Source organism: Methanomassiliicoccales archaeon (genome assembly GCA_026394395.1).
Taxonomy (GTDB): domain Archaea; phylum Thermoplasmatota; class Thermoplasmata; order Methanomassiliicoccales; family UBA472; genus UBA472.
In genome coordinates this window covers 1-16,427 of the sequence record JAPKYK010000001.1, presented here as the reverse complement: position 1 = coordinate 16,427, position 16,427 = coordinate 1, and the positions used below count along the sequence as shown (strand labels likewise).

Annotated in this window: 19 protein-coding genes; 11 read left to right on the top strand and 8 right to left on the bottom strand. The window is 56.2% G+C overall.

The genetic code is table 11. From position 1 onward, the window contains the following. Positions 1-107: 107 nt before the first annotated feature. The gene (locus tag NT131_00095) at positions 108-2,852 is read left to right on the top strand and encodes a cation-translocating P-type ATPase (protein MCX6650054.1); all 2,745 of its coding nucleotides are present in this window, start codon (positions 108-110) and stop codon (positions 2,850-2,852) included. Then, positions 2,849-3,862, top strand: a complete 1,014-nt coding sequence (gene rtcA, locus NT131_00090) for an RNA 3'-terminal phosphate cyclase (protein MCX6650053.1) — start codon at positions 2,849-2,851, stop codon at positions 3,860-3,862. The genes NT131_00095 and rtcA overlap by 4 nt, the downstream gene beginning before the upstream one ends. Here the strand turns inward: rtcA and NT131_00085 are convergent. Continuing rightward, positions 3,849-4,631 (bottom strand): PAC2 family protein, encoded by a 783-nt coding sequence (locus NT131_00085; GenBank protein MCX6650052.1) that lies wholly within the window; start codon positions 4,629-4,631, stop codon positions 3,849-3,851. The two genes, rtcA and NT131_00085, sit on opposite strands and share 14 nt — an antisense overlap. Before the next feature lie 78 nt (positions 4,632-4,709). On the opposite strand from NT131_00085, the gene NT131_00080 reads away from it, so the two are divergent. Together NT131_00080 and NT131_00075 are read left to right on the top strand one after the other, a co-directional pair. Next, on the top strand, positions 4,710-5,345 hold the full coding sequence (locus NT131_00080; GenBank protein MCX6650051.1) for a dihydrofolate reductase family protein: 636 nt from the start codon (positions 4,710-4,712) through the stop codon (positions 5,343-5,345). Next, on the top strand, positions 5,338-5,814 hold the full coding sequence (locus NT131_00075) for a Mut7-C RNAse domain-containing protein (GenBank protein ID MCX6650050.1): 477 nt from the start codon (positions 5,338-5,340) through the stop codon (positions 5,812-5,814). The genes NT131_00080 and NT131_00075 overlap by 8 nt, the downstream gene beginning before the upstream one ends. Here NT131_00075 and NT131_00070 read toward each other — a convergent pair. Continuing rightward, positions 5,783-6,709 carry a hypothetical protein gene (locus NT131_00070; protein MCX6650049.1) on the bottom strand — a complete coding sequence of 309 codons (927 nt, stop codon included), beginning with the start codon at positions 6,707-6,709 and terminating at the stop codon, positions 5,783-5,785. The genes NT131_00075 and NT131_00070 overlap by 32 nt on opposite strands. A 183-nt stretch (positions 6,710-6,892) precedes the next feature. On the opposite strand from NT131_00070, the gene NT131_00065 reads away from it, so the two are divergent. Beyond that, entirely contained in the window at positions 6,893-7,258 is a 366-nt protein-coding gene (locus NT131_00065; protein MCX6650048.1) for a DUF131 domain-containing protein, read from the top strand. On the opposite strand, the gene NT131_00060 is transcribed toward NT131_00065, so the two are convergent. Both NT131_00060 and NT131_00055 read right to left on the bottom strand, forming a co-directional pair. Further along, complete coding sequence (locus NT131_00060; GenBank protein ID MCX6650047.1) at positions 7,238-7,462, bottom strand: hypothetical protein; 225 nt, start codon at positions 7,460-7,462, stop codon at positions 7,238-7,240. The genes NT131_00065 and NT131_00060 overlap by 21 nt on opposite strands. Further along, the gene (locus tag NT131_00055; GenBank protein ID MCX6650046.1) at positions 7,450-8,025 is read right to left on the bottom strand and encodes a GMP synthase subunit A; all 576 of its coding nucleotides are present in this window, start codon (positions 8,023-8,025) and stop codon (positions 7,450-7,452) included. The genes NT131_00060 and NT131_00055 overlap by 13 nt, the downstream gene beginning before the upstream one ends. A 98-nt stretch (positions 8,026-8,123) precedes the next feature. On the opposite strand from NT131_00055, the gene NT131_00050 reads away from it, so the two are divergent. Then, complete coding sequence (locus tag NT131_00050) at positions 8,124-8,837, top strand: HAD family hydrolase (protein ID MCX6650045.1); 714 nt, start codon at positions 8,124-8,126, stop codon at positions 8,835-8,837. 3 nt (positions 8,838-8,840) lie between these two features. Here NT131_00050 and guaA read toward each other — a convergent pair whose 3' ends face one another. The 3 genes from guaA to NT131_00035 are packed head-to-tail and all read right to left on the bottom strand — an operon-like array spanning position 8,841 to position 11,580. Continuing rightward, entirely contained in the window at positions 8,841-9,788 is a 948-nt protein-coding gene (guaA, locus tag NT131_00045; protein MCX6650044.1) for a glutamine-hydrolyzing GMP synthase, read from the bottom strand. Further along, positions 9,788-10,255: a 5-(carboxyamino)imidazole ribonucleotide mutase gene (purE, locus tag NT131_00040; GenBank protein ID MCX6650043.1), complete on the bottom strand. Its 468-nt coding sequence runs from the start codon at positions 10,253-10,255 to the stop codon at positions 9,788-9,790. Before purE ends, guaA begins: the two co-directional genes overlap by 1 nt. Positions 10,256-10,311: 56 nt before the next feature. Continuing rightward, positions 10,312-11,580 carry a transposase gene (locus NT131_00035; GenBank protein ID MCX6650042.1) on the bottom strand — a complete coding sequence of 423 codons (1,269 nt, stop codon included), beginning with the start codon at positions 11,578-11,580 and terminating at the stop codon, positions 10,312-10,314. Between the two features lie 571 nt (positions 11,581-12,151). On the opposite strand from NT131_00035, the gene NT131_00030 reads away from it, so the two are divergent. Beyond that, complete coding sequence (locus tag NT131_00030; protein MCX6650041.1) at positions 12,152-13,045, top strand: site-specific DNA-methyltransferase; 894 nt, start codon at positions 12,152-12,154, stop codon at positions 13,043-13,045. Between the two features lie 64 nt (positions 13,046-13,109). Beyond that, positions 13,110-13,472 (top strand): hypothetical protein, encoded by a 363-nt coding sequence (locus tag NT131_00025; GenBank protein MCX6650040.1) that lies wholly within the window; start codon positions 13,110-13,112, stop codon positions 13,470-13,472. A gap of 71 nt (positions 13,473-13,543) precedes the next feature. Here the strand turns inward: NT131_00025 and NT131_00020 are convergent, their stop codons facing one another. Next, positions 13,544-14,917: a DNA methyltransferase gene (locus tag NT131_00020; protein MCX6650039.1), complete on the bottom strand. Its 1,374-nt coding sequence runs from the start codon at positions 14,915-14,917 to the stop codon at positions 13,544-13,546. A gap of 252 nt (positions 14,918-15,169) precedes the next feature. Between NT131_00020 and NT131_00015 the strand changes: the two genes are divergently transcribed. The 3 genes from NT131_00015 to NT131_00005 all read left to right on the top strand — a co-directional run. Then, a complete protein-coding gene (locus NT131_00015) occupies positions 15,170-15,409 on the top strand; it encodes a hypothetical protein (protein MCX6650038.1) in 240 nt (79 codons plus the stop codon). Further along, positions 15,391-15,963 carry a hypothetical protein gene (locus NT131_00010; protein ID MCX6650037.1) on the top strand — a complete coding sequence of 191 codons (573 nt, stop codon included), beginning with the start codon at positions 15,391-15,393 and terminating at the stop codon, positions 15,961-15,963. Before NT131_00015 ends, NT131_00010 begins: the two co-directional genes overlap by 19 nt. Further along, positions 15,960-16,427: hypothetical protein (locus tag NT131_00005; GenBank protein MCX6650036.1), on the top strand; the 468-nt coding region annotated here is incomplete at its 3' end. The genes NT131_00010 and NT131_00005, both read left to right, overlap by 4 nt.

Here is a 16,427-nt window from a genome sequence, read left to right as displayed (position 1 = left end):
TTACATGTTATAAATAATTGTCCACATCTGGAGTGGCCTCCGTCGCGGCTTCCGTTGGCAGCGTCGATTTTAATTAATTGGACCGTCGTAAACCTTGTGGGTCAAAAATGTCTACGGAATTCCACGCGATGAGTGGAGAGGAGACCCTGAGCGCTTTGGGCAGCGGTCCCGAGGGGCTTTCCGCCGCCGAGGCCGCGGATAGGTTGCTGCGCTACGGTCCCAACGAGCTGAGTGAGGGCCGCAAGATCTCCCCGCTCAAGATCTTCTTGGAACAGTTCAAGGATTTCATGGTCATCATTTTGATAATCGCCGCCATCATTTCCGGCGCCATCGCCAGCATCAAAGGGTCCAACGAGGAATGGCTGGACGCGGCGGTCATCATGATCATCGTCATCATCAACGCCACCCTCGGGTTCGTTCAAACCTACAGGGCGGAAAAGACCATGCAGGCGCTGAAGGACATGGCCGCCCCCAAGGCCAACGTGATTCGCGACGGAAAGGAGCAGTGCGTTCCCTCCAGGGATCTGGTCCCGGGAGACATCATATTGCTGGCGGCCGGGGACAAGATATCGGCCGACGCCAGGCTGCTCGATTCGGCCAACCTGAAGACCAACGAGGCCTCGCTGACCGGAGAATCCCTGTCGGTCAACAAGCGCGCCGGAGAGGTGTTGGCTGAGGGCGCCTTCCTGTCCGACCGCATTAACATGATATTCTCCGGCTGCACCGTGGACCATGGACGTGGAAAGGCCGTGGTCATCTCCACCGGCATGCTGACCCAGCTGGGCAACATCGCCAAGATGGTCCAGTACGAGGACGAGGACACTCCCCTGCAGAAAAAGCTCGACAAACTGGGAAAGCAGCTGGGGCTGATGATCTTCGGCGTGTGCATATTCATATTCGTCGTGGGGCTGACCCGGGGCGTCCCGGCCGAGGAGATGTTCCTTACCGCGGTCAGCCTGGCGGTGGCGGCCATCCCCGAGGGGTTGCCGGCCATCGTGACCATCTCGTTGGCGTTAGGATTGCAGCGCATGGCCAAGCGCAAGGCGGTCATGCGCAAGCTGCCGGCGGTGGAATCACTGGGCAGCGCCACGGTGATATGCACGGACAAGACCGGCACCCTGACCAAGGGCGAGATGAACATCCGCGAGATATTCATGACCGAGGCCATCAACGTCAGCGGCGAGGGCTTCGAGCCCAAGGGCACCTTCTCCCTGCCGGGGGGGGTCATGGACGCCGACGACCGGGGGGACCTCTCCATGCTGCTGGTGGCCGGCGCCCTGTGCAACGATTCCTCCCTCTATCAGGAGGAGGGCAAGTGGAAGGTGCGGGGAGACCCCACCGAGGGCACGTTGATCGTTACCGCCCGCAAGGGCGGCGTTGACGTGGATAAGATCACCAAAGACAGCCCGCGCATCTTCGAGCTTTCATTTGATTCGGTGAAGAAGCGCATGACCACCGTGCACGAGGTGGACGGTCGAAAGTATGCGTTCATGAAAGGCGCGGCGGAGAAGGTGGTCCCGCTGTGCACCAAGCGCCGTGCGAAAGGCCAGATCGTGGACCTCATCCCGCAGACGGTCGAGTCCGTCCTGGCCCAGAACAACGATATGGCCGGGCGCGCGTTGAGAGTTCTGGCCATCGCCATGCGCGATGTCACCGACGTTCCTCTGGAGGAGGCGGCGCTGGAGAAGGACTTCACCCTGCTGGGCCTGGTGGGCATGATCGACGCCCCGCGCAAGGAGGCCATGGAGGCGGTCAAGAAATGCCACACCGCCGGTATCCGCGTCATAATGATCACCGGCGACCACGAGCTGACCGCTAGGGCCATTGCCGTGGAGATGGGCATCGCAAAACCGGGCAAGGACAAGGTCATCAACGGCCAGATGCTGGAGACGGCCTCGGACCAGGAGCTGACCGAGCTGCTCAAGGAGGTCAACGTCTTCGCCCGCGTCGCTCCCGAGCATAAGGTCCGCATCGTAGAGATGCTGCAGAACCAGGGTCAGATAGTGGCCATGACCGGGGACGGGGTGAATGACGCCCCGGCCCTGAAGAAGGCGGACATCGGCGTGGCCATGGGCATCACCGGGACGGACGTCTCCAAGGAGGCATCGCAGATGGTCCTCATGGACGACAACTTCGCCTCCATCGTGAACGCCGTGGAGGAGGGGCGCGGGGTCTACGACAACATCAAGAAGTTCGTGACCTTCCTGCTGGCCTGCAACTCCGGAGAGGTGACGGCCATGTTCGTCGCCAGCCTCATCTTCGTAGAGCCGCAGTTCATGCCCTTTCTTCTGCCGATTCAACTGTTGTGGATGAACCTGGTTACGGACGGGCTGCCGGCCCTGGCCCTGGGTATCGACCCCACTCCCAAGGACATCATGGAGCGCCCGCCGAACGCTCCCAATGAGCCGCCGGTCAACCGCAGCAATGCCATACGCATATTGGCCGTGGGGTCCATATTCGCCATATCGACCTTATTGGCCTTCTGGTTGGAGTATTGGGACGCCACAAACGTGCTCGGCCTGGCCGATGCGGACGCGGTCATGCACGCCCGGACCGTGGCCTTCTGTACCATCGTGTTCGCCCAGCTGTTCTACGCCTTCTCGGCGCGTTCGGCCACCAAGACCCTCTGGCGGATCGGCATCTTCACCAACACGAAGCTGGTCGCGGCGATCGAGGTTTCGGTACTGTTGCAGCTGGCGGTGGTGTATCTACCGGGACTGAGCGACGCCTTCCGCACCTCCCCCTTGGACCTGGAGGAATGGCTGATCCTGCTGCCCATGTCCCTGTGCGCCTTCGCCTTCAACGAGCTGTGGAAGGTCGTGGCCGCGCGTAAGGCCCGGAGAAGCGAATGATAGAGCTGGACGGGTCGCATGGCGAGGGCGGGGGGCAGCTGCTGCGGACAGCGCTGTCCCTTTCCGTGCTCACCGGACAGGACCTGCTCATCACCAAGATCAGGGCAGGGCGTCCTGACCCGGGGCTCAAGCCCCAGCACCTGGCCGGGGTTCGCCTCATCACCAACCTCTGCAACGCCGAGGTGGTCGGGGACGAGGTCGGCTCTCAGCGGCTGGAGTTCCGACCGGGGGCTTTGGTCGGCGGGACGTATAAGTTCGACGTGGGAACGGCCGGCAGCCTGACCCTGCTGATCCAGACGGTGCTTCCTGCGCTGGTCCTCTCTCCAGTAAGGACGGAGCTGGAGCTGGTCGGCGGTACCGATGTGCGCTGGTCGCCTCCGGTGGACCATTACCGGATGGTGCTCCTACCATTGATAAGGCGCATGGGGGCCCAGGTGGAGATGGAGGTCGAGGCCAGAGGGTTCTATCCTCGGGGAGGAGGAAAAGTGCGCCTGAAGGTTTCGGGCGGGGAACTGCGGAAGCTATCCCTCGATGAACGGGGGGAGCTGCGCCGCATCACCGGCGTATCGTTCGTCCAGAACCTGCCCGGGCACGTGGCCCAGCGTATGGCGGATGCGGTTCGGCGAAACCTGCTTGGAATGGACGTTCAGATGCGGTTCGAGACGGGAACGGGCGATTCGACCGGGGCCGGGGTGGTCCTGACGGCGGAGTACGAGAACACCATTATCGGCTGGAGCTCGCGGGGGGAGAAGGGCATGTCGGCGGAGGTGGTGGGCCGGGAGGCCGCGTCGGGCCTGACCAAGGAGATGGAGGGCGGAGGGACCTTGGACGCGCATACCGCGGACCAGCTGTTACCGTTCCTGGCGCTGGCCGGACAGGATTCCGAGTTCACCGTGCGGGAGGTGAGCGGACACCTGGGCACGCAGATTTGGTTGGTGCCTCATTACCTCCCCGTGCGCTTCGAGATGACCGAGGGCGCGCCCTTCCGGGTCCGGATCAGCCGTACATGATGGAGCGCTTCTTGGCCAGCTCCTCGCTCTCCCCGGTCTTCACCTTTATCTCCTTCAAGGCCTCTTCGATGAGCGCGGCCTCTTCCAGCAGAGGCTGGGTGTCCAGCTGGGTGTGCAATAACAGTTTGTCGATGGCCTCGGTGGCGGCGGCGGCCGCCCGGGCGTCTGGATAGTCGGAATGCGCCTCGGACAGTATGGACACCACGTCGAAGTTGCGGTTCACGCCCTCGTTCAGCAGCACTCCGGCCAGACCGACCACCACCCCGTTCTCGAATATGGGAATGTCGTTCTTGATCAGGAGGGTCCGGGCCCGGGGAGTGGAGGCCACGGCGTAGACCTTGAAGTTGGCGGCGTCCTTCTTCTCCTGTTCCTCGTCCACCTCTTCGCCGGACTTGTTGGCCAGCCCCTCGGGGGATATGACCATGGTGCAGCCCTTATGCTCCACCCAGTCCATGATGGCCCAGGCCAGGGGCTTGAGTATCTCTGACGGGGGCTCGAACTCGGAGACGATGACCACGATCTTCTCGTTGCCCTTCTCGTTGATGTTGCCGGAGTACACCCGCACCGGGGAATAGGGGACGCCATCCCGGACGATGGACACTGAAGGCAGGTAGGGGGAATCGACGACCGCTATCAGGTCCATGTCCAGCAGGTTGACCAGATAGTTGGCGGTGATGGAACCGACCAAGCCGATGCTGGAGAAGCCTTCGATGACCGTGGCGCCTTTCAGATTGGACCTTTTCAGCTCGATAATGTCGAAATCGCTCATCGCCGGCGATATCGATTTTATGCTATTAATCTCCCACCCCCCATCACCCTTATGACCATGCCCGCGGATATCTCAACCATGAGGCCCAGGGTGATTGTCAATTGCGCCATGTCCCCGGACGGCAAGATCGCCGGGACCGAGAGACGACAGCTGCGCATCTCCTCCCCGGAGGACATGGAGAGGGTGAGGATGCTGCGTTCCGAATGCCAAGCCATACTAGTAGGGGCGGGAACGATCCTGGCCGACGACCCGCATCTAACGATCAAAGGGCTGCCGCCGGAGAGGCAGTCGCTGAGGGTGGTGCTGGACCCCCGGGGGAAGGTGCCGGAGACCTCATTGATCCTCGACGACCGGGCGCGCACCCTGATGGTGACCTTCGAGGATTGCGTACGTGACTATCCCGGGGCGGAGACGGTGCGCTTGGGCAAGGGGAAGATAGACCTCGGCGCCCTGCTGGACCTGTTAGGGGCGCGAGGGATATCCAACCTCTTGGTGGAAGGAGGTGGGGAGACCATATTCTCCTTCTTCGAGGCTAGACTGGTAGACGTCTATTCCGTGTACGTCGGCGATTTCATCATCGGAGGGAGGGAGGCGCCCAGCCCGGTGGACGGGGACGGCTTCCGGCCCGGGGAGCACGTGTTCATGCGCCTGACCTCCTTCGAAAGGCTGGGGGGCGGAGTGCACCTCACCTACGAGGTCAAGAGGGATGGCTGAGCCCTCCTTCCTCCTGGACGGGATGCTGGGCTCGCTGGCCCGCTGGCTGCGCATCATGGGGTACGATGCACGTTACATGCGCGATCTGGCGGACGCCGATATGCTAAGGCTGCTGCAGGGGAACGAGCGACACCTGCTGACCCGGGACCGTCAGTTGGCCGAAAGGGCGGGGGAGCGGGGGTTCTGCGTTTCGGAGATGGACCTCGACGCTCAGCTGCTTGCGGTCGTGGCTGAGTTCGGTCTGCGAACGGAGCAGTCGTACCGCAGGTGCACCGCCTGCAACGGAGAGCTGCAGGCGGTGGACCGGGGATCGGTGAAGGACGAGGTGGCCGAGGGCACCTGGAACGGATATCAGGACTTCTGGCGCTGCGCCAGCTGCGGGAAGGTCTACTGGCAGGGGGCGCATTGGAAGAACATAGAGAAGAGGCTGGAAGGGCTCAGCAGAGGTCCCGGAAATAGTCCTCGCTGAGGACCTTGCCGGTGCTGGCGTTGAGGACCATCACGCCCTTGGTGCCCTCTACGCACCATATAGGGACGTACATCAGGCCGAGGGGCTTGATCGTGCCCTGGTCCAGGCGGGGATGCTGGACCACGCGCTCGGTCATGGTCACCTGACCGTTCTCCCGCACCAGGTCCCTCTCGTAGGTGTGCTCCTTCTCCACCGCCACCCGCACCAATCCGGAGGCCTCCTCTTCCTCGAGCACCGGCTCCAGGCGCCTGTGCCCCTGCTCCAGCCGGGGCACGGTCTGGGGCAGTTCGCTCCACGGCTCAACGACCTTGGTCAGGGCGTTCACCGCCAGCAGGCCGTCCTTGTTGCCGATGCGCCCATCGCCCACGAACAGGGGGACGTCGTAGCTGAAGATGTAATGAGGCACGAGCTCCAGACGGTGGCTGAACCCGCCCACGGTCCTGGCGGAGATCTCCACGACCTCCTTCAGGTCCAGGCGCAGGGGGGTAATGCGTTCCTCCTCGGCCAGGTCCTGCAGGCCCTCGGTGGGCATCTCCGGGAAGTCGTCGGCGTAGAGCTCGTCGATCAGCCCGTGGTCCTCCTCCCCCACCAGTCCTTCGATGCGGGTGCGCCCCACCTCGTGCTCCACGGCCTCTCGGTCCCAGACCACCACCTCGGACGGTAGGTTGTTCTGCACCGATTCCGCCAAAGGTACCAATGTGGCCAGCACCACCTTGCCTTTGAGCCCGGACAGGGCCTTCATGAACTCCTCGATGGCCGCCGGGGAATGCTGGGCGTAGGGGTAGAGGTTCAGCTCGATGTCCTCCCGGCGCCCGTGGACGAAGCTGCCTTTCATGTCTACTATGAAGCCTCTCGATTCGAGGATCTCTTTCAGCACTGTCGGCAGGGTGAGCATAAAAGCCTGAGGGGAGGAATCGCTCGAGGTAATAAATAGGTTATCGGGTGCCCTTCCAAAGGTCCCGGTCGGAGAAGGCCTCGAACTCGATGCAGCGGCTGATGACCACCCTGGGGTGCACCGTGGGCATGTTGGCGATTACGGAGGGGTAAGTAAAATAGGATATGGGACGATGGAGCTTTCGTGAAGCGGGCGTGGGGTTGGGCAGCGGTCCTTGGCCTGGCTGCGGCCTCGGTGGTGCTGGGGTGGGTGGCGGCGGAGAAGGAGGAGCTGGTGCTCTACCTGTTCCTGGTCTTCCCGGTTTTCCAGGCCAAGGGCGCCTGGGGAATGGCGTCCGTCCTGCTGGCCCTGGCCGCCTTCGTGAGCTTGCTCATCAACCTGAGGTTCGAGATCGACCAGGACGGCGGGGAGAAGGGCGTGTCGACCGGGGGAGTGCTCCTCATCGGCCCCGTCCCCATAGTCTTCGGCACGGACCGCCGGATCACCATACTGACCCTGATGGTCGCGGTGGCTGTGCTGGCCGCGCTACTACTCCTTCTGTTCCTTTGAGATGGCCTTCGCCGAGTCCCAGGCGTCGAGCTTGGTCCTCCGGGCCTTCTTCCGCACCGTCTCCATGATCTCCATGTAGTCCTGGTACGACAGCCCGGCTCGACGGACCTCCCGACCCACCGCCTGTTCCAAAGAATCATCCCGGCGGCGGTTCTCCAATGCGGCGTTCAGTGCCTTCCTGAGCTCCGCCCTTATCTCTTCCATGCCTCGACCACCTTCAGGAAGTTGCGGAATATGTCCACGCCGTGGTCGGTGTTCTCCACCTCGGGGTGGAACTGCAGGGCATAGAGCGGCCTCTTCAATGAGCGCATGGCCTCCACCGGGCAGGTGTCCGATCGGGCCAGGACCTGGAATCCTTCGGGCACGCTCTTCACCTCGTCGTTGTGGGACTCCCAGACGTCGAACTCCCGGGGAAGACCGGTGAAAAGGTTGCCATCCTCCTTCACATATAGGCGGGTGCGCCCGAACTCCGCCCGGGCCGCCGGCCCGGTGGTCCCTCCGAAGTGATTGGCCATGAAATGCATGCCGGCGCAGATGCCTAGGATGGGGTATTCCGCCTTATCCAGGTATTCTCCGTTGTTGCCCATGCGCCCGGCCTCCGAGGCCACGTCCGGCGCGCCTCCGGAGAGGACCAGGGCGTCCACTTCCGTCAGCTGGTCGAAGGGCGTGCTGTTCGGCACGATCTTCGTCTCCACGTCCAGATACTTCAGTACGCGCCATTCGCGGTGCGTCCATTGCCCCCCGTTGTCCACGACGAAGACCCGCATCGGTCCCCCATCACCGGAATACGGTATAAATTGAACGGTCGGACGGACGAAAAGGTCCCGGGAAATGATTATGTCCAGCTATGTTCATGACCGTTCATATGAAGGCCGTGATATTCGACCTGGGGCACACTCTGATCGATTACTACCACGACTGGTCCGGTCCTGAGGAGCGCACCGTCCGCAGACTACACGAACTGGCCCGTCAGGCCGGCAGCCGCATGCAGGAGGCCGAGTTCCGGCAGTCCATGATGACCACGCTCCAAAGGAACCGGGACCGCAAGGCCGAGGAGATGCTGGAGATCCCTCTCGAGCAGGTGCTGCAGAACATCCTGGGCAAGGCGGGGTGCCGCGTGGACGAGGGGCTCGTCCAGGACGGCCTGGAGCTTTTCTACGCTGCCCTGAAGGAGGACCGCCAGCTCATCCCAGGCACGCTCGAGATGCTGGAGAGGGTAAGGGACAGGGGGTACGAGATCGGACTGATATCCGACGTGGCCTGGGGGCTGCCTTCGGAGTATCCCCTCAGGGACATGAAGTACTACGGGCTGGACCGCTTCTTCGATGACATGATCTTCTCCACTGACGTCGGTCTTCGGAAACCGCACCCCCGGCTGTTCAAACTGGCGCTGTTCAACCTGGGAGCGGATGTGGAAGGCTCGATGTACGTAGGCAACTCGCTGCAGGCGGACATCAGAGGGGCCAAGGGGGTGGGGCTGAGGGCGGTGCTGAAGAAGAGCGGTTATTTCGAGCCGGACAGCTCCATCGTGCCCGATGATACCGTGGACGGCTGGGAAGACCTGGACGACCTGTTGTGAGCTTCACTCCCACTCTATGGTGGCCGGGGGCTTGTGCGTGACGTCGTAGACCACCCGGTTCACGTCGGCCTTCATCTCGTTGGTTATGCGCAGCGAGATTCGCTCTAGCACGTCGTAGGGAATGTGAGAGAAGACCGCGGTCATGGCGTCGACCGATTCGACGGAACGGATGGCTATGGTGCGTCCGTAGGCCCGGCGGTCGCCCTGCACACCCACCGACTGCACCGGCAATAGCACGGCGAAGTACTGCCACGGTATGGTCATCTGTCCTTTGTTGGACGCCGCTTCCAGCTCCTCCTCGACTATGGCGCAGGCCTCCCGGACAACGCTGACGGCTTCTGGCGTGGCCTCGCCGATGATCCTGATGGCCAGGGCTGGTCCGGGGAAGGGCTGTCTTTCCGAGACCTCCACGCCCAGGTAGCGGGCCACCGCCCGCACCTCGTCCTTGTATAGGTCCCACAGCGGCTCGACCAACTTGAGGGACATGTCCTTGGGCAGCCCGCCGACGTTGTGATGGCTCTTTATGGTGTCCCGCACCCCATCCCCGCTCTCTATCCAGTCGGGGGCGATCGTACCTTGTACCAAGTGATCGGCGCCGAACCCCTTGGCCTCGCGCTCGAAGACGCGTATGAAGCGCTCCCCGATGACTTTCCTCTTCTTCTCCGGGTCGATCTGCCCCTTCAGGGCGTTGAAGAACTCTTCCGAGGCGTCGACGATCTTGTAGTGCACCTTCAACCGGTCGAACATGGAGCGGACGCCGTCGGTCTCGCCCTTGCGCATGAGGCCGGTGTCCACGTAGACCGTGAGCAGGCGCTCGCCGATGGCCCGGTCCACCAGCACGGCGGCCACGGTGCTGTCCACGCCGCCGGAGCAGGCGATGACGGCCTTCCCGGTGATCTTCGCTCTCAGTTCCTCGATCTTCTCTTCCACGAACGTCTGGGGGTCGAACATCAGACCTGCACCTCTTGGGAATCGTTCTCCACCTTTTCCGCCATCTCCTGGCGGTAGGCGACAAGCTCCTTGGCCAGGCGCTTGTCGCTCAGTGAAAGCATGGATATGGCTAGCAGCGCGGCGTTGTCCCCCCGGTCCAGGCCCACGCAGGCCACGGGGATGCCCGGGGGCATCTGCACGATGGAGAGTATGGAGTCCAGCCCCAGCTTCCCGGAGACCGGCACGCCGATGACCGGCTTGGAGGTGAAGGACGCGACCGCCCCAGGCAATGCCGCGGCCAGCCCGGCGATGGCGATGAAAACGTCCGCCCCGCTCTGCCCCACCAGCTCCTTCACCCGGTCAGGGGTCCGATGGGCCGAGGCCACCACCATGTTGGCCTCCACGCCGAAGCGCTGCAAAAGGTCCAAGGCCTTGCGGCCTACTTCCACGTCGCTCTTGCTCCCGAGAATGATGAGAACCGCGGGCATAATGGCCACTGACATGTTTCAAATAAAAAAGGATTTGCCTCCATGAGGCTTTGCACCTAAACCACCTCGGCACCCATGATTTGGGTGCAGGATAACGACTTTAAGTGCAGGAAGTCCGGCTCAACCCCATTCTCGTACATCTCATGGATGATGACCGTGATATTGTAGGCCACGATCTTCGCCAATAGTTCGTTCGTCTGCGCGGTCGGGTTCTTTGATTTTAATGTTTCTCCGAACTTCCTCTTGATGGCGGCATTGGTAGCCTCCACGTTCGACCTCTTATGATAGTGCTCCATGAACTCCTCGCGGTTCATCTGGAAATAATGATACATCCTATTCCAGGCAGCTGAACCCTTGGCCTTCGCTATTGCATTGCTCTTGAATGGGATGAACGCCGTACCACCAAGCTCCTCGATGAGGTCAAGGTTTGGTCTGGAAGAATAAGCCATGTCCGCCGAGACCTCATGGATCAGGAAACCATCGGCGGTCTTCTTGACCAGCGTCTCGAACTGCCCCGAATCGCTGCCGTTAGCATCGGTGATGACCACGCTGGTGACTATGTTCGTGCTTACCCCGGTGCATAGGTGGGCTTTCAGCCAGTTATGTTTCTTCCTGACGCCATGCTTCTCTCCATTAAAGGCGTTGAACGTGGTCGTTCTGAAACCCGTCGAATCCACGGCGAAATCCGTTTCCATATCAACGACCGGCAGGGCCGACAACATCACCAGTTCGTGAAGGATGGGTGTAATATCCCCCCGATTGAACAATTTCGATGGAGCGTTGAAATGGGGCGCGTGGTCGATCTGACCTCTTTCATTGGCATTCTTATATAGTCCGGATGCGCGGCGGCTTGATAATTGTGAATAGACCTTCTGGACAGCACAGAACAATTGTTCGTTGAGCGGAAGGCGAGGCCGCCCCATGATATGTTCAGGTTCTTCTATGCCTTCGACAAGTTCGCTCAATAACGAGTCGAACAGGCGTACCTCCTCAATCTGAGCGGTGTTGTAGGCCGACCAATCCTGACCGATGGTAACGCGCTCCTTCTTAGATGGGACAGCATCGGGCGCCCCTCTCTTCTCTTTCAGATGATATTGAACTGCGATGATGTGTTTGCACTCAACGCCCCTGGTGATGAAATCCGGACAATTACACTTCCATCCACGATTGTTCTCCACGCGGTAGGTGCCCACCCCGCTTTGTGATTGAACAGTGAATAGGCCAGATTTGATCTCCTTGACCGCGCCCGGAATGAGCGCTATGGCCTTACCGCGTTCGGCCCTTGCATCATCCGCTTGCACGTTCGTACCATCTTTGTTTACCATGTTATTCTACCTATAATGTTACCTATTACATGACTATTATATATGATTTTTGGTAGGCATGATGAAAAAATACTGGTTAATAATTGTTAGATAGAATAGTAGATAGAAATATTGGTAGAAAATATTGAAATAGTCCGATGCACCTTATCAATATCATGGCAACCGGTCAGATCACTTCTTTGACGAGAGCGAACAAGGCCAGTGATTCTTTAAGGACCACTGTTCCATCAAGCATCATCAAACAGTTCGAGCTAAAAGAGGGGGACCGCCTGAGATGGAAGCTGGAAGCGGAGAAGAATGGCGTAATCTGTATTAAAGTTGAGGCTGTAAAGAATTTGTAATCCAGTGCAACTCCCCCAGGCCGCATATGGCGCTTGGTGGAATGACGCCAGCGCAAAAAGCAGGGCTGGACCTACCGATTGAGAACGGATGGGGGGATTTGATACAATGGGCTCGCACGATTTTACATTAAAAACTCACCTACACTTAAAGTCGGGAGATTACACTTAATTAATTATTATAGAAAAGTCTAGATAGTAGAGTGTCTATATTTATTTCAGGAGTGAAAACAATGAGTGTGATAGCGGCGGATCGGGTCTGTGAGGTTACCAGACCAAATATTACTCATAGAATATTCTTCAAGGACTCGCGGAAGATGAATGAAATACCGGATGAGTCCGTTCATTTGGTCGTCACATCGCCGCCTTATTGGAATATCAAGGATTACGGCCATGATAATCAGATCGGCTATCGTGACTCATTGACTGAGTATATCGACAATCTCAATATTGTATGGGCAGAGTCGATTCGAGTTCTCCATCCTGGGTGTAGGCTATGCATCAATATTGGCGATATGTACCTCTCCGCAACCAAAATGACTCCTTATCAAATCGTTCCAATTCATGCAATGATAGTAAACTCGATTGCCCGGAATCATTCAGATTCGGTCGTTTATCTAGGCAGCATAATATGGCAGAAGATTTCAACCACCAACACGAGTGGCGGCGCTAATGTAATGGGGAGTTACGGGCGTCCGAGGAATGGCTATCTCAGTCTGGATTATGAGTACATAGCGATCTTCAAGAAAGTGGGAGATCCGCCAAAGGTTTCTAAGGAAGTTGTTGAACAATCTCGCATTAATATAGATGACTGGAGAGAACTGTTCTCGGGTCACTGGAAATTTAACGGCATCTCACAGAAGGGTCACATAGCCATGTTTCCAGTCGATTTGCCAAAGCGATTGATTAAGATGTTCACATTCCCGGGCGATACAGTCCTTGACCCATTCCTTGGTAGCGGGACCACGACGAAAGCAGCTTGTGAGATGGGACGTTCAAGCATTGGATATGAGATCGGCTTCGACACTAAAGATGGAGAAGATTTCAAGGAATTGATAAGAAAGAAAGTCCACTACTACGATATTCAGCCAGAAATGAGGGAAGCAGTCTATTCGTTCTCAGATTAGTTCCTTCAGAAAGAATAGATAGTCGGTTATTCTATTCATATCTGCCATTATAATGGGGATTAATATGGTAAAACTGGAGAAGGATGAGAAAGCTGTACTTGACATACTCAATGAGCATGTCGGAGAAGCATATGCAATCAGCGCGGATGAAATTGGCCGCCGTCTTAAAATTCCTCAAAGTGCCACACATGTTCCCGTTAGAGACATCGTATCGCAGATTCTGATAAAAACAGATGTCCCAATCGGGGCGAGTTCGAAAGGGTTCTTCATTATCGCAATACAAGAAGAATTGATCAGATATGAAGGAGCATTAGATAATAGGAGTCAGAAGATCATCGAGAGAAGGATTCGGGTAAACGAGAATTTCAGGAGATATTACAAAGTCCCCGATCTTGATGTCCTGAAAGAAGATGATGATATTGGATGAATAACAACAATTCATCCTGTTGGCCCATTTCTATAACTCTGTTAAATCAAAAACATACAACAACCATGAACTCAATTCTCATCAATAATTTCCTGAACGGGCTTTAATTGTATATCGAGCCCGTCCTGGTTCTTCGCCCTGGCAACTTCCTCATATGCGCCCTTTCCGAAGCTGAAGGCGACAATTATTCCCTTGGTCTTCTTCGCCCTCTTTATGGCCGTCTCGAAGTTGTCCACAACGTTGCGACCGATGTCCTCTGACTGCTTGACTTGAATCGGCGTACCGTCGAACAGGTAGCCATCGATGCCCATATCACCGGTCTTACGCGGTGAGACCCTGCCCATCATCTTCTGAAGAATCCAGTTCTGGAACTCGAAAGGCTGGAGGCCTTTCACCTCTTCCATCGTATGAGGCATCCCGATTAGCTCAATGGTCTGAGCCCCCGCACTGCGTAACCTGTTTGCCATAAGCCTGCAAGCAGTGGGGGAAACATCGATACCTACCCACTTCCTTCCCATCTTCTGAGCGACAGCGATGGCTGTGCCGCAACCACACATCGGGTCAAGAACAACGTCTCCTGGGTTGGAGGATGTTTCTATTATCCGTCTTAAGAGGGCTTCGGGTTTCTGAGTTGGGTATCCTAATCGTTCTTTCGATTTACTTAGTATAACATCAATATCGTCCCATACATCTTGTACCGGCATCCCCAACATTTCATCTAAGTATCTCTTGTACCGTGGCATCCCACCCGGTTTATCTGGATACTGGATTCTACCTTCTCTATCGAACTCCTCCATATTTTCTTTGGAATAAGCCCAATACCGTCCCGCGGGAGGTTTTACACCCTTCCATTCATAAGATGTGTCGCCTCCGGGTTTTGCCGCAGTTAAATCTCCGAGTTGATAACGCCGACCTGTTTTTTCCTCTATGTGCTTATAATAACCATCTACGTAACGCTCGTCGTAATCGACATATTGAGTGTTCCAGGTTTTTAGTTTTGGTCCTGAGGAATACACAAGGATAGTGTCATGCACCCTACCAAAATGCGTAGCACCTTGTTTCGCATCCCCGTGTGCGGATGACCGCTTCCAAACGATTTCGTTGATAAAATTATTGATGCCGAAGATATGGTCCATTTGCACTTTAAGATAATGAGAGGCGTGCCAATCACAGTGAAGATACATAGTACCTCCCTTCTTGAGAATTCTTTCGCACTCCCTCAGTTTACCCTCCATCCAGGCTACATAATTCTCGATACCACCTTTCCATCTGTCTTCGAAGGCACGTAGCTCGTAGCCGTCATTCCAAAGCACTTCATAAGTTCTGGAGGAGAAGAATGGCGGGTCTATATAGATCAGCTCAACACAATCGTCGGGGAACTCATTTGTGTTGCCGATAACGTTCTGGCAATCTCCACAATAGATAGCGTTGGTCTTCAAGTCCATGCGCTCCTAAACAACGAGAGCACTAAGGGTTCTGACCTGTACAATTAAATTGTCATTGATTTATTTCAATAATATGCGATATATAATAATTATTTTTCACCTGTTTTTATGCATTATTTACCGTCCGACTAGATACTAGTTATTTATCAACACTAAATTAACAATGCACGCCAATACTAACTTTTATTAATGGTTAATTGAATATATGGTATAACCATTAGTATAACCAATAATAGAAATAAGGTATCATCGATGAGAGTTGCAGAGAAGCGATGGGGAGAAATAACGATAAAGAAGCAAGGTGCTAAGAAGAATCAGTTTGACTCAACAAAATCCTTCAGTATATTAGACACTTCATTCAATTATGATATAGAAGAAGTCAAGTCAGTGATAGAGGCCACCATCAATCTAACTGAAAAAGTCGAATATAAGGAGCTTATGAATGGTTTGAAAGCCATCGGGGCGGTGAAAGGTTGCCAACCATACCCTTAAGACGGCTCGATGCGAAACACAAACTGGTTCTGTTTACTGTTAGCCAGATCAAGGATGGGGTTAAGACAGATGTTCACCTTCAGAAACTAATCTTCTTGACAATGAAAGCGTTGGGGCGAGATCCAAAGGATTTCGGTTTTGTCCCACATAGATATGGCGCATATAGCGAGTCTGTGCGAGTAGTCAACGATGAGCTGGCTCAGTACCAATGGGTACTTCGATTCAATGACCATGGATCAAGAATCAACTTGGCAGCAATCGAAGACATCAATGAGATTGCTCCGTCCAAAGAATCGGACAGATTCAAAATAAGAGAGGTAGCCTCATTTGTCGCCTCTCTATCTGTTGACGAAATACTAGTATTCACGTACACCCAAGACCCAGACTACGCCAAGAACTCAGAAATTGAAGAGAGGATATTGAATAGAAGAATCCCACTTGCATTGAAAATGGTTCGCGAAGGCAAGGTATCAATCACTAAAGGAGCGAATATCGCTGGGATACCACTTCGTGATTTTGAGTCAAGACTAGCAAAGCATAGGGTGAGAAGTTGACTGTGAAGATATTCGATACTTGTTGCCTCATCACCCTATTCGAGTCTATTACCTCTATTGAAGTTGCAGATTGCTGTGGCGACTACGATCTCGTCGTGACGCCGAAGATTCAAGAGGAATTTGGAGCCGGTTTGCCTGATAACATCAACATACAAGAATCTCTAAGCGAGCCTGGTTCTGTCTTCTTGAAAGAATATCGAAACGTGTTCCCGGGATTACATGAAGGAGAACTAACGGCGATGGCGCTAGCGGTGAGTCTTAACGAAGAGACGGATACCAACGTCGTTCTGGTCATGGACGATCAAACCGGGTTGAGCAAGTTCCAGGAGATAAGAAGAATACCCGATATTCGAGAGAGATTTCCGTGCATTGACAAGATAATCACGACTGGATCTATAGGATTCTTGAAGAAACTCATTCGAGAAGGAATGATTGACAAGGGATACATATCAGGGGTGGTGGAT

Bases quoted from the DNA above. Each gene is read 5' to 3' on its own strand.
- NT131_00025 (MCX6650040.1), top strand. From the start codon at position 13,110: ATGGTAAAACTGGAGAAGGATGAGAAAGCTGTACTTGACATACTCAAT.
- NT131_00015 (MCX6650038.1), top strand. From the start codon at position 15,170: ATGAGAGTTGCAGAGAAGCGATGGGGAGAAATAACGATAAAGAAGCAA.
- NT131_00075 (MCX6650050.1), top strand. From the start codon at position 5,338: ATGGCTGAGCCCTCCTTCCTCCTGGACGGGATGCTGGGCTCGCTGGCC.
- NT131_00035 (MCX6650042.1), bottom strand. From the start codon at position 11,580: ATGGTAAACAAAGATGGTACGAACGTGCAAGCGGATGATGCAAGGGCC.
- NT131_00030 (MCX6650041.1), top strand. From the start codon at position 12,152: ATGAGTGTGATAGCGGCGGATCGGGTCTGTGAGGTTACCAGACCAAAT.
- NT131_00060 (MCX6650047.1), bottom strand. From the start codon at position 7,462: ATGGAAGAGATAAGGGCGGAGCTCAGGAAGGCACTGAACGCCGCATTG.
- NT131_00020 (MCX6650039.1), bottom strand. From the start codon at position 14,917: ATGGACTTGAAGACCAACGCTATCTATTGTGGAGATTGCCAGAACGTT.
- NT131_00080 (MCX6650051.1), top strand. From the start codon at position 4,710: ATGAGGCCCAGGGTGATTGTCAATTGCGCCATGTCCCCGGACGGCAAG.
- NT131_00070 (MCX6650049.1), bottom strand. From the start codon at position 6,709: ATGCTCACCCTGCCGACAGTGCTGAAAGAGATCCTCGAATCGAGAGGC.
- NT131_00095 (MCX6650054.1), top strand. From the start codon at position 108: ATGTCTACGGAATTCCACGCGATGAGTGGAGAGGAGACCCTGAGCGCT.
- purE (MCX6650043.1), bottom strand. From the start codon at position 10,255: ATGCCCGCGGTTCTCATCATTCTCGGGAGCAAGAGCGACGTGGAAGTA.
- NT131_00055 (MCX6650046.1), bottom strand. From the start codon at position 8,025: ATGCGGGTCTTCGTCGTGGACAACGGGGGGCAATGGACGCACCGCGAA.
- NT131_00085 (MCX6650052.1), bottom strand. From the start codon at position 4,631: ATGAGCGATTTCGACATTATCGAGCTGAAAAGGTCCAATCTGAAAGGC.
- NT131_00050 (MCX6650045.1), top strand. From the start codon at position 8,124: ATGAAGGCCGTGATATTCGACCTGGGGCACACTCTGATCGATTACTAC.
- rtcA (MCX6650053.1), top strand. From the start codon at position 2,849: ATGATAGAGCTGGACGGGTCGCATGGCGAGGGCGGGGGGCAGCTGCTG.
- guaA (MCX6650044.1), bottom strand. From the start codon at position 9,788: ATGTTCGACCCCCAGACGTTCGTGGAAGAGAAGATCGAGGAACTGAGA.